This window comes from Streptomyces sp. NPDC025793, from assembly GCF_055558375.1.
Genome location: NZ_JBVHMR010000011.1, coordinates 90,822 through 103,323, shown reverse-complemented (window position 1 = coordinate 103,323; position 12,502 = coordinate 90,822). Strand labels below are relative to the sequence as shown.

The 12,502-nt window shown below is 69.6% G+C and carries 11 protein-coding genes and 1 pseudogene; 3 read left to right on the top strand and 9 right to left on the bottom strand.

Translation table 11 applies throughout. The features are described from left to right. The first annotated feature begins 22 nt into the window (after window positions 1–22). Both ACZ4MF_RS21960 and ACZ4MF_RS21955 read left to right on the top strand, forming a co-directional pair. Window positions 23–1,006, top strand: coding sequence for a pyridoxal-phosphate dependent enzyme (locus ACZ4MF_RS21960; RefSeq protein WP_467493621.1), 984 nt, complete (start codon window positions 23–25; stop codon window positions 1,004–1,006). Window positions 1,007–1,514: 508 nt separating this feature from the next. Next, window positions 1,515–2,480 carry a pirin family protein gene (locus ACZ4MF_RS21955; RefSeq protein ID WP_467493620.1) on the top strand — a complete coding sequence of 322 codons (966 nt, stop codon included), beginning with the start codon at window positions 1,515–1,517 and terminating at the stop codon, window positions 2,478–2,480. Window positions 2,481–2,863: 383 nt separating this feature from the next. Here the strand turns inward: ACZ4MF_RS21955 and ACZ4MF_RS21950 are convergent, their stop codons facing one another. The 4 genes from ACZ4MF_RS21950 to ACZ4MF_RS21935 form a co-directional block, all read right to left on the bottom strand. Beyond that, window positions 2,864–3,043: a hypothetical protein gene (locus ACZ4MF_RS21950; protein WP_467493619.1), complete on the bottom strand. Its 180-nt coding sequence runs from the start codon at window positions 3,041–3,043 to the stop codon at window positions 2,864–2,866. A 94-nt stretch (window positions 3,044–3,137) separates the two neighbouring features. After that, entirely contained in the window at window positions 3,138–3,626 is a 489-nt protein-coding gene (locus ACZ4MF_RS21945; protein WP_467493618.1) for a hypothetical protein, read from the bottom strand. After that, entirely contained in the window at window positions 3,616–3,957 is a 342-nt protein-coding gene (locus tag ACZ4MF_RS21940; RefSeq protein WP_467493617.1) for a hypothetical protein, read from the bottom strand. Before ACZ4MF_RS21940 ends, ACZ4MF_RS21945 begins: the two co-directional genes overlap by 11 nt. 355 nt (window positions 3,958–4,312) lie before the next feature. Then, window positions 4,313–4,735, bottom strand: coding sequence for an SsgA family sporulation/cell division regulator (locus ACZ4MF_RS21935; protein ID WP_467493616.1), 423 nt, complete (start codon window positions 4,733–4,735; stop codon window positions 4,313–4,315). Between the two features lie 911 nt (window positions 4,736–5,646). Between ACZ4MF_RS21935 and dmpG the strand changes: the two are divergent. Next, a pseudogene (gene dmpG / locus ACZ4MF_RS21930) lies at window positions 5,647–6,610 on the top strand (4-hydroxy-2-oxovalerate aldolase). Window positions 6,611–6,654: 44 nt separating this feature from the next. Here dmpG and ACZ4MF_RS21925 read toward each other — a convergent pair. From ACZ4MF_RS21925 to ACZ4MF_RS21905, 5 genes are all read right to left on the bottom strand, one after another. Further along, on the bottom strand, window positions 6,655–7,332 hold the full coding sequence (locus ACZ4MF_RS21925; protein ID WP_467493615.1) for a GTP cyclohydrolase II: 678 nt from the start codon (window positions 7,330–7,332) through the stop codon (window positions 6,655–6,657). Window positions 7,333–7,518: 186 nt separating this feature from the next. Further along, window positions 7,519–8,565, bottom strand: a complete 1,047-nt coding sequence (locus ACZ4MF_RS21920) for a zinc-binding dehydrogenase (RefSeq protein WP_467493614.1) — start codon at window positions 8,563–8,565, stop codon at window positions 7,519–7,521. Between the two features lie 218 nt (window positions 8,566–8,783). Beyond that, window positions 8,784–9,875: a tetratricopeptide repeat protein gene (locus ACZ4MF_RS21915; RefSeq protein ID WP_467493612.1), complete on the bottom strand. Its 1,092-nt coding sequence runs from the start codon at window positions 9,873–9,875 to the stop codon at window positions 8,784–8,786. Continuing rightward, entirely contained in the window at window positions 9,872–11,041 is a 1,170-nt protein-coding gene (locus ACZ4MF_RS21910) for a DUF4331 family protein (protein ID WP_467493611.1), read from the bottom strand. Before ACZ4MF_RS21910 ends, ACZ4MF_RS21915 begins: the two co-directional genes overlap by 4 nt. Before the next feature lie 36 nt (window positions 11,042–11,077). Next, window positions 11,078–12,406, bottom strand: coding sequence for a Dyp-type peroxidase (locus ACZ4MF_RS21905; protein WP_467493610.1), 1,329 nt, complete (start codon window positions 12,404–12,406; stop codon window positions 11,078–11,080). Between the last annotated feature and the right edge of the window lie 96 nt (window positions 12,407–12,502).

Below are 12,502 nucleotides of genomic sequence, written 5' to 3'. Positions count from 1 at the left end.
CCGGCGCCGAAGGACGTACGCCATGAACGCCTCCCCCGTCTCGCTCGGCACCTTTCCCACCCCCGTCGAACCCGCGCCCCGGCTCGCCGCCGCGCTCGGGCTCGGCCCGGAGGACCTGTGGATCAAACGGGACGACCTGACCGGTCTGGGCGGCGGCGGGAACAAGATCCGCAAGCTGGAGTGGACGGCGGGCGCGGCGCTCGCCGAGGGCGCCGACACGCTCGTGACCACCGGCGCCCCGCAGAGCAACCACGCCCGGCTGACCGCCGCCGCGGCCGCCCGGCTGGGCCTGGCCGCCGTGCTCGTGCTGCGCGGCACGCCCGGCGCCGCACGGTCCGGGAACCTGGCCCTGGACGGGCTGTTCGGGGCGCGGATCGCCTGGGCGGGCCAGGTCGACCAGGCGGGGCTGGACGCGGCGGCGGCCGACGTGTGCGCGCGGCTGCGGGCCGAGGGTGCCCGGCCCGCGCTGATCCCGTTCGGCGGGTCGGGCGTGCTCGGCGCCCGGGGTTACGTGCGCTGCGGCGAGGAGCTGGACGAGCAACTGCCCGAGCTGCGCACGGCGGTGGTCGCGCTCGGCTCGGGCGGCACCATGGCCGGGCTGGTCGCGGCCCTGGGCGCGGGCGCGGTGCTCGGTGTCGACGTGGGCGCGCTGGCCGACCCGGCCGCGGCGGTCGCGGCGTTCGCGACACCGCTGACGGCGCAGCAGGTCACGGCCGAAGAGCTGCGGGTGCGCCGGGACCAGGTGGGTGACGGGTACGCGACGCTGACCGGCCCGGCCGCCGAGGCGCTGCGGCTGGCCGCCCGTACCGAGGGCCTCGTCCTCGATCCCGTCTACACCGGCCGCGCCCTGGCCGGTCTGCGCGCGGCCGTCGCCGACGGCGGCATCCGGCCGGGTGAGAAGACGGTCTTCGTGCACACCGGCGGGCTGCCCGGCCTGTTCGGGCACGCGGACGCGGTGGCGTTCGCGGAGCAAGGGGCGACGGAGTTCGCCGGTCACGCGGGCTGAGCGGGACCGGGGAGGGGCCGCGGAAGAATTCGGCGCGCCGATCGCGAGGGTGACCGCGCCGGGCACGACCTCGGCGCGGGCGAACTCGGCCGGCCCGTCGGTGCGTTGCGTCATCGGCACCTCTGCGCGCACATCGGTGACATCACGACCGCCCCCGCGTCCCGCGCCCCGCCGTAAGCGGCCCGCACCACGCCGCCGCCGGCCGCCGGTGCCGGCGAGCAGCCCGTCGTACGCGACCGGCTGCGCGCCGACGACGACCGTGCCGGCCCGCGGCCGGTGGCCGTCGGCGGAGGCGGAGGCCACGTACGTCGCCTCGCTCGGCGTGTCGACGCCGTACGCGCCGAAGTCCCGGCCCCGCCGGCGCACGGACTCGGTGTCCCGGCCCGGGCCCTGTGAACCGGCGAGACTCCGTGGATCCGCGGCCCGATGGCACCGCTCGGACTCCATTCGCGGGTCGGGTGGCCCGTCCGCCCGGCGGCGCGGGGCGCCGGCCGCTAGGTTGGGCGGCATGAGCAACCTTGACCGCGCGCCCGTGCCCAGTGTCTGCGGCGGCCGTGGGTTCGTCGTCGCCGAACCCGTGCGCGAGCTGCTGAGCCCCCGTCATGTGAAGCTGGGCGAGTCGACCGAGGTGCGCCGGCTGCTGCCCAACCTGGGCCGACGCATGATCGGCGCGTGGGCCTTCGTCGACCACTACGGCCCGGACGACATCGCCGACGAGCCCGGCATGCAGGTCCCGCCGCACCCGCACATCGGCCTTCAGACGGTGAGCTGGCTGCATGACGGCGAGGTACTGCACCGCGACTCGACCGGCAGCCTCCAGACGATCCGCCCCAAGCAGCTGGGCCTGATGACCTCGGGCCACGGGATCAGCCACTCCGAGGAGAGCCCGCGGCCGCACGCCCGCTTCCTGCACGGCGCCCAGCTCTGGGTCGCCCTGCCGGACGAACACCGGCACACCGACCCGGAGTTCGAGTTCCACCCGGACCTGCCGACGGTCACCGCTCCGGGCCTGACCGCCACGGTGATCCTGGGCCGCCTCGACGGCTCGGCCTCCCCCGGTACGGCGTACACCCCGATCATCGGCGCGGACCTCGCCCTGACCCGGGGCGCCGACGTCCGCCTCCCCCTGGAGCCGGACTTCGAGTACGGCGTGCTCGCGATGTCCGGCGAGGTACGCGTGGACGGCGTGCCGGTGCTCCCCGGCTCGATGCTGTACCTCGGCTGCGGCCGCACCGAACTGCCGCTGCGCGCCGAGTCGGACGCGGGAATCATGCTGCTGGGCGGCGAACCGTTCGCGGAGGAACTCGTCATGTGGTGGAACTTCGTCGGACGCACCCAGGACGATGTCAAACAGGCCCGGGAGGAGTGGATGAACGGGTCGAGATTTGGTGTCGTGAAGGGGTACGACGGGGATCCTTTGCCCGCGCCGGAGCTGCCGCCGGTGCCACTGAAGGCGCGAGGTCGAGTGCGTTGAGCCGGTGGTTTCCAGCCCAGCACGCACACAGCCGGGCGGGGTGAAGCGCACCCAGCCCGGTTCACTCAGAACGCTTGGGCAAACCACCTTCACACCACCCGTTCCACTCCGCCTTGAAATGCAGGTTTCGCCAGCCGTGGTCAGCTCTGGTCGGACTGATGCTGACCCGCTGCCGACTTTACTGACAGGCAATCAGGTCGCTCCGGGAACTCCGCTCGCACTTTCCGCATCCCACTCACCTCCGCCTTCTCGAACTTGCGCCACGAGTACGAGCGCCCTCGTCGTCGACCGCATCGTCCCGGAGGGGTTTGAGGATCTCTCCTGTGAAGGCGAGGCGCCCTGGCACGTGCAGGTGAAGTCGCGGCAGGAACGTGTGGGTGACCTCAGCGCTTCCGACGTGGCGGGAACGCCAACGCCAGGCCGAGCGTGCCCTGCTGTACTGCCTGGCCGACTCCCGACAACTCGACCAGCTCACCAGCCGCATCCTGTGCCATGGCATCGGCGGCCTGATCCGCACCGTGCAGCGCGTCGCCGATGACGCGGAAACTCCGCTGCCGTTCCACGACTGGATCCTTCGGGCCCACGAACGCTTCCTCGCCGCCCCAGCACCGCAGGAGCCAGGCTTTCTGGAAGGCGCGGCCGGAGCCACCCTCGCCTTCATGAGCGCCGAGCCCGACGCCGTGTCCGCGACAGGCTGGGATGCATGCCTGTTGCTGATCCACGAGGTAAGCAGATGCGGCAGGACGACAACAGCCCAGTCGAGGACGCAGTCTTGGCCGTCCTCGGCGGCATGGCGACCGAAGAGGCAGCCCAGCAGGTGCCCACCTCGCGGACCACCAGAGCCGACAGCACGGCCAGGGCGATGAGCTGGGCCACGTGGTTGGTCGTGGTCAGCCCGCCGTGGAAGACGGAGATGATCACCAGGGCTGCCTGCGCCAGAGCCCCGACCAGAGCGGTCAGCCGCGGACCGGCGAAGGAGGCGGTCAGAGTCGGCGCGATGACCAGCAGCGGGCCCAGATGAACACCGGTGCCTATGCCGATGTCCGTCACGGTGATGGCCACGATCAGTGCGAGCGCGATCACCAGCAGCCCGCGCCCCGCGCGCTGCTCCAGGAGCATCGATTCCTGCCAGACCTCAATCATCATCCGAAGGGGCCCACCACTTCCTCTCACCCAGAGCGGACAGGTCCTCGCGCTCGTCCAACAGCTCCCGGAGGGCGGCATCCGCCTTCTTCCTGTCCTCTTTCGTCAGCTCAACAGGTGCATTGCTGTAAACGGTGTACCGGTCGCGATCAATGATGTTGGCGGCTCTCAAGGTGAACGTCAGGAGCGGGCGCCACCCCCTTCGATGACCGACTCTCACCTGTATCTGGACCTTGTAGTCACGAGGCTCAAGAAGGGAGCCCGCAAATGGTGCCTCGAACTCCATGAAGAGCTGCTGAGCTTCCCTGCCGGCCACGGCGAACCCTGCTGGCAACTTTGGCTCCTCATCCAGCCGAGGCCGGAGACGGGACGGCGAGGAAACCCACAGAAGTGGCAGATGAGAGGCCGGCTCGTCAGGAAAGGTCAACCTGAGACCTTGCACGACTATCGGTCTGGCACCGGTGTTGTGCAGGACGAGCGGAAGCCGCAGGCGAGTCATGGAGCAATGGGCCATCGCCGCAAAGGATTGAGGCTCCCACGACTCCAGGCGCCCTTGCCTTGCGTTGATCCACCAGAAAGACGAGATGGTGAAGATCAGTGCGCAGAGTGATATAGCGCCCGCGCCAGAGAGCGGCGACGGCTGGTTTTGAAGAGCCACGGTCATCAGTGGAAGCATTGAAATGGTCCCTTCATCCATCACCGAGGAGTTGCACCAACGAAGCGTCCAGGTCGACGTGCCCGGTCTCGGCTCCCCTGGGCACCAGTTCCTCCGTGTCGTGCAGGAATGCTCCGACATCCCGTCCCGAAGCTTGGAGCAAAGCCGTACCAGCGGGCGGCCTGAGCAGGATGTACACGTCACGGGGGTCATTGTCGATGGCGGGCCATACCCGTATGTCTCCCTCACCGGCTGGGCCCTTCAGCCCATCAGCCAGAAGATCACGACCGATGATCCATTCCACTGCTTCATCGCTGTCGAGAACGGTGAATGCGGCGCGGACAACGTATGGATCACTCGGTTCGTAACGCAGCCGCATGGTCAGTGACACCGACGCCTCGCTCGAAACGACAAGCTGCACAGGGAGCCCCCGCGCCACGGTTTTGGATGACTTCATCGGTATTACTCCTAGTGCCTCGAGTCCATCGAGAACGGCCACCGGAAGGACTGCCGTCGACATTGAAGAGGCTGGACAGAGGTAGGAGATGCCTACGGGACAGCCAGCATCGATTGCCGGACAAGGATGATCTCCATATCAGTGATCAGCGCCAGTCGGACGGTGACGCGGTGACCCCTGCCGCACATTGTCGGCGCGGCTGCACCTCAAAGTTCCATACAGCGTACGGAACCTTCAACCCAGTAGAACATACGCCGTATGGAAAGTGAAGGTGGGAGCTGCCGTACAGGGCGACCGACGAGTCTCTTCCCGAATCCGCGGTAGGGGACGAGGAACAGAATTCCGCCGCCGTCGAACTTGATGGAGGCACGTCGACAAAGTGCCGTCCCGGCCGTTGCGAAGTACTGACCGGCAGGGTGGTCTGAAGGCCCAGTCGCTGCCAAAGAGGATGTGCCCAGGGCCGGCGAACGCCGGCAGGGAGCGGGTAGGGCAGCGAGGCTGGAGGACAGGTCGGGGTCGAAGTAGACCGAGCGGAAAACCTCCAGTACGTCCAGTATGATGCGGCCGGTCTCGCCCGCGATGGCGACGGCCCTGTGGTGAGAGGCGTAGGGGACGAAACCGCCAGCGCGGCTGAGGACGCACCGGTCTTCGGGGCAACGGCGACCGACGTCGTTGCGGACCAGCATGTAGGCGGCGCGGGTGGTATCGAGCAGGAAGTCGGCAGCGAACGCGGGAATGCCGTCGACAGGCGGTGCCGGCGATTCGGCGGGGTGACGAAGACCACGGTGCCGTGCTCTGCCTCAGTCTGTCCTGCCCTGCCGACGCAGCTGCCCTGCTTGTTGGTCGGCAAAATAACGCCGTCCGCGTCGAGTTCGTCCGAAACGCAGGCTGCATCGGCCGTCGCGGCGACGATGCCGGGCATCGGCAGCCCTGTGTGTCCGGAACAGGCCCGCACCGTCGCCGGCGTACTCGGCGCCGCGGGCGTGGCCGCCATCGACATCACCCACGGCGACGGACTGCTCGGCTCCAGCATCACCTACGGCATCGGCGCACACAGCGATCGGGAGTGGATCGAGGGCGTGGTAGGCGCCGCGCGTATTGCGGTCTCCACCGCCTTGCTGCTTCCCGGCATGGGCACCGCCCGAGACCTGAAGCAGGCCCACTTGCTCGGCATCCGCTCGGTGCACGTCGCCACGACTGCACGAAGACCTACATCTCGTCCCAGGGCATCGGCACGGCCCGCGATCTGGGCATGGACGTCTCCGGTCTCCGCATGCTGCCCCACATGGCCGGACCAGCCGAACTCGCCCAGCAGGCCGCGCTCATGGAGTCACACGGTGCGAACTGCGTCTTCGTCACCGACTCCGGCGGCCACCTCACCGTGGACGCGGTACCTACCGCGGCCGCGTCTACCCCGAGGTACTGCAACCGACGACCGCAATCGGCATGCACGCTCGCCACGACCTCGCCCTCGGCGTCGCAACACCGTCGTCGCCGTCGCGAACGGTGTCACCCGCGTCCACGCCTCACTCGCCGGGCAGGGGGCGGAGCTGGACCTGCCCCTTGAACGCCCTCGTCGCGGTGGCCGACCAGGTGGGCTGCGTCACGGCTGCGACCTCTTCGCCTGGACGGACGGCGTCGACGATCTCGTCCGCCCGCTTCAGGACCGAGACGTCAGGATCGGCCGCGAGACGCTCAGTCCCGGTCGGTCAGGCGTCTATTCCAGCTTTCTGCGCCACGTGAGGGGTGGCGACTCGGCGCTATGGAAGGGACGCCCGCAGCACCCTCGTCAAGGTCGGCCGCCGTGACCTTGTCAGAGGTCAGGAGGACCTCTTCCTGGACGTGGCGCTCGATCTGTCGGCCAACCGGCCGTGAAGCGCATTCCGCGCTCGCCCGCCGCCGACGATGGCCATCGGTCTTCAGCCTGCCGTCAGTTCCGTCAGCGGCAGGGTGTGCTGGGTCTGGAGGACCTTCGCACGGAGGTAGCGGACGTTGTGGGCCGTGGTGAAGACGCCGGTCGGCACCCGGTGGCGTACGGTGACGCCCAAAGTGCCCAACTGTCCAGCCTTGTCAGGGTTGTTAGACAGCAGGTCGAGCTCGCCGATGCCGAGGGCGGTGAGCATCTGCGCGGCGGCCGTGTAGTCGCGGGCGTCCTCCGGAAGGCCGAGCGCGGCGTTCGCCTCGTAGGTGTCGAGTCCCTGGTCCTGCAGGGCGTATGCGTCGAGCTTGTTGTACAGGCCGATGCCGCGGCCCTCCTGACGGAGGTAGAGCAGGACGCCGCCGATGGTGGCGATGCGTTCGACCGCCTCGCGCAGCTGCGGGCCGCAGTCGCAGCGGGCCGAGCCGAAGACGTCGCCGGTCAGGCACTCGGAGTGCAGGCGCACCAGCGGGGTCCGGTCGGGATGTGACGGGCCGAGAACGACGGCCACATGTTCCTGGCCGCCGGCAAGGCTGTGGAAGGTGACGATGTCAGCGGTCACCGTACAGCCGTCGCCGAAGCGAAGTGGAACCGTCACACGGGTGCGGACCGTGGCCGTCGGCAAGCCGGCCGTATTACTGCTGTCGATGGGTGCGGTGGTGTCGCGTGAGTTGTGCATGTCCGTTGTCCTGGGCGGCAGTTGTGGGTGTCGGTCGCGCCATGGGCCTCGCCGCTGCGGCCCGTCGGTCAGGGTGTATGCGCCGCATTCGACCTCGCTCTGCGCAGCCCTGATCGTCGCGGGACCGCCGGCCGCACGTCTCCGACGAGTGCGCGGCCGGCACGCTCGCGTGCCCGGGGCGAGTCGTCAGGGCACGAGGATGAGACGGATCGGGTCGCCGATCTTGCGCTCCAGGCGGTGGATCGCCTCAGGAGCGTCGGCCAGGGGGATGTGGTCGGTGATGGACGGAGCGAGGTCGAGGCGGCCGCTGCCGGCCAACCGGATCAGCTCGTAGACGTGGTCGAACGAGGATCCGTAGTGTCCGTACACCTTCTTGTTCTTCAGGTTGAAGGTCATCTTCTCGGAGATCGTCAGCGGTTCCATGGTGATACCCACCAGGACCAGCGCGCCTCGGTTCCCGAGAAGGGGCGACGCCTGTTCCCGGACACGGGGAACGCCCGCGAAGTCGAAGGCGTAGTCCAGTCCCAGTCCCTCGGTGGCCCGCAGCACGGCCTCGGCGAAGCCGGGGTCGGTGGGGTCGAGCGCGATGTCCGCGCCGAACGCGAGGGCTCGCTCGCGCGCACGGAACAGCGGGTCGACGGCGATGATGGGCGCGGCGCCCATCATGCGGGCCAGCCGGACGGCGTGAGCGCCCACTCCACCGACTCCCCAGATGCCAACCGACTGGGCGGAACGCACCTGCACGGTCTCGACGAGAGCCGCGTAGGAGGTGGAGACGGCGTCAGGGATGATCGCCGCCTGGTCGAAGGGAAGTGAGTCGGGGATGGGGACGACGGTGTCCTCACGGGCGATCGTGTACTGGGACCAGCCACCGTCGTAGTCGACGCCACGGCCGCGGAACGATGTGCACGTGCCGCCCCTGACGCAGGTGGCGCACTCGCGGCACGGCTGTCCCGCCTGCAGGGCGACCCGCGTGCCGACGGCCAGGTCCCGCTTGAGGCCGGGGCCCAGGGCATGGATGACACCGGAGAGTTCATGCCCGAGGGTGAGCACATTGGACTTCAGGTGCACCGGCGAGATGCTGCCGTCGATGAGGTGGAGGTCGGAGAGACACACCCCGGCCGCCTTCACCTCGATCAGTACTTCGCCCGGTCCGGGCTCGGGGACCGGGATCTCCTCCACCAGGAACTTCTTCGTGTCCAGGTGGACGCGTCCTGCCAGCATGGTGTCCATCGTCGTGGGCCTTCTTGAGTAGTGGTTGCGGCTCCGGGGGCTGCAACGGCCCGTGGAACCACTCACGAGTAAGGGATGTTTCAGGGGACGAGGGTTGGGGCGTCGCCCGTTGAGGCCTCGGGCCGCGTCTGCCCTCGGCAAGGTGGTGCGGGGTCGGCCGGACGCACCCTCTGACGTCCGGCCGACCCCGTCGGGCCCCATGGCCGCCGCCGCGGCGGCTATGGGGCAGCCTGTGCGACCCGGTTCTGCGCGAGGACAGCGCGCTGGTACAGGGCATGGGCTCGGGCTGTCTGGCGGAACGCGAGGTTCTGCATCGCCAGCTGGAGCCCGCGGTCAGCGTCGGCCCCCACGGTGAGCCAGAAGTCGGCCGCGTGGTCGGCGTAGGCCTCTGGGTGACGCAGCATCAGTTCGTCGTAACGCGCTGCCGCACGCTCGCGCCACTGTTTCGCCTCGTGGACCCGGCCGACTGCGTGCAGCGCGGCCGCGAAGTGGGCGGCGTACTCCGGGTCGTCGCTGGTCCGGGCGAGAGGACGCAGGAGGGCGACAGCGGCGTGAAGCGATCCGCGCGACAGCTCGACCTCGGCCAGGTGGCCCAGTGCCGGCGCGTAGCCGGGTACCCGCTGCCGGGCGGCTTCGTACCAGGAGCGGGCCGCGTCGAGGTCACCCTCGCGGTGCCACATCACACCGCGCCTGAAATCCAGCTGGGCCAGCGGAAACGGCGAGGTTGCCCGGTAGTGTCGCCGCACCTCGTCGAACAGCCGCTCCGCCTCGGTGACCTCCCCGCGCTCCGCGTGGAGCACGGCGAGCGCGCCAAGCGTGGTGAACTCGTTTTGCCGCTCTCCCGCTTTGTGGATCAGAGCCATGGCATCCGTGAAGCAGCCGAGGGCCTGCAGGACCACGGCTCGTTCCGCGTCCAGTGTGGCCTCGTCCGCGCCGTTGCGGCCCGCAGCGCCGAGGTCGGCGGCAGCGTCGGCGAAGCGGTGCAGGGTCGCTCGGGATCTGGCTCGGGCGAGGAGGGCGGTGGCGTCGTCCGGCGCCGCCTGCACCAGCCGCTCAGCCAGAGCCGCAGCCTGTTCGTAGTCGGTGACGCGGCCCAGGAGATGGCCCCGGAGGTTGAGGAGGTCGATCAGGGCTGCCCCCTGGGCCACCGCCAGAGGCGCCGCCACCGCCGAGTGAGCTCCCCGCGCCTCCCCCGCACCCGTTCGGCTGAGCCGTACGGCCAGCCCATCGATCTGCCCCCGCAGATTCATGACGGCGATGGTGCCGCTCGTCGTGACCGGCTCGCACTCCTGGGCGGACGCCCCGGTCATGCTGCTTCCTGGGGAGGCATCATCGCGGCCAGGCGGGCGCCCAGGTCCGGCGGGGTCGGGTTGGGAGTGTTGAGGTAGGGGAAGGTGTGAGTGGCGGGCTTGGTCGCCTGGTCGACGCCGTCGCTGAGACGCTCGCCGTCGACGCCGCCCACGAGCAGGGTGTAGAGCGTGTCCACGATGTCGTCGTTGAGCGAGCGGCCACCGCAGGTGGTGTGCGGGCGGCCGGCGACCAGGGCGGTCTCGATCTCGAACCAGCCGTCCTCGGAGAAGGGCTTGGACAGGTCGACGACGAGGAAGTCCGCGAGCAGCAGTTCGGTCAGCGGGTGGTTGCCCTGCTCGTCCAGCGGCCAGTCGGTCTTGCCGTCCAGGCCGTCGAACCAGGCCAGGTTGGCGTTGAACCGTGCGCGGTAGGCGCCCGCGTAGTCGGGGCGGATGGCGAAGGTGTCCTCCTCGTTGTAGAGGTCGCGGATCTCCAGATCGCGGTTGACGGTGTCGTACTTCCTGCTCGACAGGACCACGTTCTTGATCTCCGGCCGGCCCATGCGCTCCAGCTGGATCGGGCGCAGCCCGCCCGCGGTCAGGGTCTCGCCGACGACCGCCACCAGGGAACCGGCGGCCGGGCCGAGCACCGCGGCGTCGACCTCGAGGACGATGCTCAGGCAGTTCAGGCCCTCCAGGACGTTGCCGGCGTCGGGCCTGAGGGCCAGCTTCCCCGTCATGTCGGTGGCGATCACGCCCACGAAGTCGATGAAGAACGGGTCGAGCCGCGACCCGGCGAAGATCTTCAGGCCTTCGGCCTCGGTGGGCATCTCGTTCCCGACCTGGAAGGCGACCGTCCGGCCGCCCGGCGCCCGGCACGTGCCCATCTGCACCAGAGTGTCGGCGCCGTCGAGCTGGTGAGGGGCGTCGAAGGTGAAGTCGAACAGGTACTCGTCCTCACCGACTTGGAAGGCCGCTGCGGCGCCCTCGGCCACGGACGTGACCGGCCGGACACGGAAACGGTGGGTGATCGCGTCGGAGAACAGCGCCGTGGGGGCCGAGGCCGGCAGCACGTTGAGTACGAGCACCAGGTTCCCCGGCCGCTCCGGGCTCGGGAAGGCGTACACGTCGCAGATGTCGGATGCGGGGTCGGCTATGACGCGCGGCCCGGAGAAGTGGTCAGCCATGGGAAAGCTCCTTGTCGTGTTGCGGGCGGGGAGAGGTCAGGTGTCGAGGTCGGCGATCCAGCGCAGTGCCGACAGGCCGGGCATGAAGCAGTACTCGCCGCCCCGGTTGACGACGAACGGCGGCAGGCCCTTGAAGCGGCGGCGGATCGGCTCGCGCGGGATGGTGAACTGGCCGTCCTCGTTCCCGCCGATCAGCGGGTCCTTCTCGTCGGGGGCCCCGATGAACTTGCCGTCGTTCAGCCACTGCCGCTGGACGAACTCGAACTGCCGCGCAAGGTGGGCTCCGACGAAGGCGAACATGATGCCGCGGTCGGCGCCGTCGTCCTCCAGCACGCCCTTGGGCAGCGGCGGACCATAGGTCGTGCCGCGCCTGATCATGCGGTGCAGGCGCACCTCACCGGTGACGACCGCGTCCCGCGGGTTCATCCGTCGGGCGTGGGAACCCACAGGGCACTTCAGGCCCTGCGGGTCGTCGCCGTACATGAAGTCGTTGTTGCGCGCGGGATCGGCACCGAGTTCCGGATCGTCCTTGTCCGGCGTCAGTGCCAGCGGGGCGCCACTGGGCCAGCGGCCGACGAACTTGGCCGCGATCAGCTCCTCGTCCGCGCGGTCCTTGGCGCGGTCACGGATGTACTGACGGAACTCCGCCACTCGCGTGTGCAGTTTGCGGAAGACCACGTACGTTCCGTTGCGGCCGAGCACCTCGGGCTGCGGAACGGGTTCGATGCCACCGGTCTCGTCCTCGTACCCAAGGACGAACTCGCCTGCCTTGAGCGGGACTTCTCGGGGGTTGGTGCCCGGAATCCCCGTGCCCTCGATCGCCGGCTGACCGATGCCGTCGCGGAAGCCGAACGGTTCCTTCTCGTCCGGTCCGACGTGGACCTCCTGCTGCCAGACGGGGACTACCCCGGGCAGATCACGCAGGGCGTCACGGGCGAGGAGGACGATCGTCTCCAGGCGGGCGTCGTCCGGGGCGAGGGCGGCCAGGATGATGTGCACGTCCTCCGACCCCAGCGGGCCTTCCCAGTTCTCCGGCGCACTGTCCCCCACGTCGCCGAGTTCGTCCGCCCGCGCGGCCATGCCCTCCTGGAACTCGGGCGGGAAGGTGGCCAGCGACTCCTCGGGCACGCCCAGGGCCTTCAGACCCTGGAAGCTGAGTGCCACCGCGAGCGAGACCTGACGCTGGGGGTCGAACGAGGCGACCGAGTCGAGGACGGGGGTGAGTCGGCGCAGCAGCTCGCGTCCCTGCCGCCGGTCGTCGACGCGAAGGGCGAGATAGGAGCCCGCGTAGGGTGTCGGACGTGGCTCCAGAGCGGCTGCCTGGATGTCGTCGAGTTCTAGGGCGCTGCCCTTGACCGTCGTCATGATGCCTTCCGGAACTGTGTAGCGAGGGCGCGGTCGTCACGCCCGGTGGGGTTCCTGGGAGGGAGTGGGAGGTGCCACCCCCTCCCAGGGGTGTGG

Coding starts and splice junctions, on each gene's coding strand:
- ACZ4MF_RS21910 (WP_467493611.1), bottom strand. CDS start 11,041: ATGGCTGACCACTTCTCCGGGCCGCGCGTCATAGCCGACCCCGCATCC.
- ACZ4MF_RS21955 (WP_467493620.1), top strand. CDS start 1,515: ATGAGCAACCTTGACCGCGCGCCCGTGCCCAGTGTCTGCGGCGGCCGT.
- ACZ4MF_RS21925 (WP_467493615.1), bottom strand. CDS start 7,332: ATGCACAACTCACGCGACACCACCGCACCCATCGACAGCAGTAATACG.
- ACZ4MF_RS21935 (WP_467493616.1), bottom strand. CDS start 4,735: ATGAAGTCATCCAAAACCGTGGCGCGGGGGCTCCCTGTGCAGCTTGTC.
- ACZ4MF_RS21920 (WP_467493614.1), bottom strand. CDS start 8,565: ATGGACACCATGCTGGCAGGACGCGTCCACCTGGACACGAAGAAGTTC.
- ACZ4MF_RS21905 (WP_467493610.1), bottom strand. CDS start 12,406: ATGACGACGGTCAAGGGCAGCGCCCTAGAACTCGACGACATCCAGGCA.
- ACZ4MF_RS21960 (WP_467493621.1), top strand. CDS start 23: ATGAACGCCTCCCCCGTCTCGCTCGGCACCTTTCCCACCCCCGTCGAA.
- ACZ4MF_RS21915 (WP_467493612.1), bottom strand. CDS start 9,875: ATGACCGGGGCGTCCGCCCAGGAGTGCGAGCCGGTCACGACGAGCGGC.
- ACZ4MF_RS21945 (WP_467493618.1), bottom strand. CDS start 3,626: ATGATGATTGAGGTCTGGCAGGAATCGATGCTCCTGGAGCAGCGCGCG.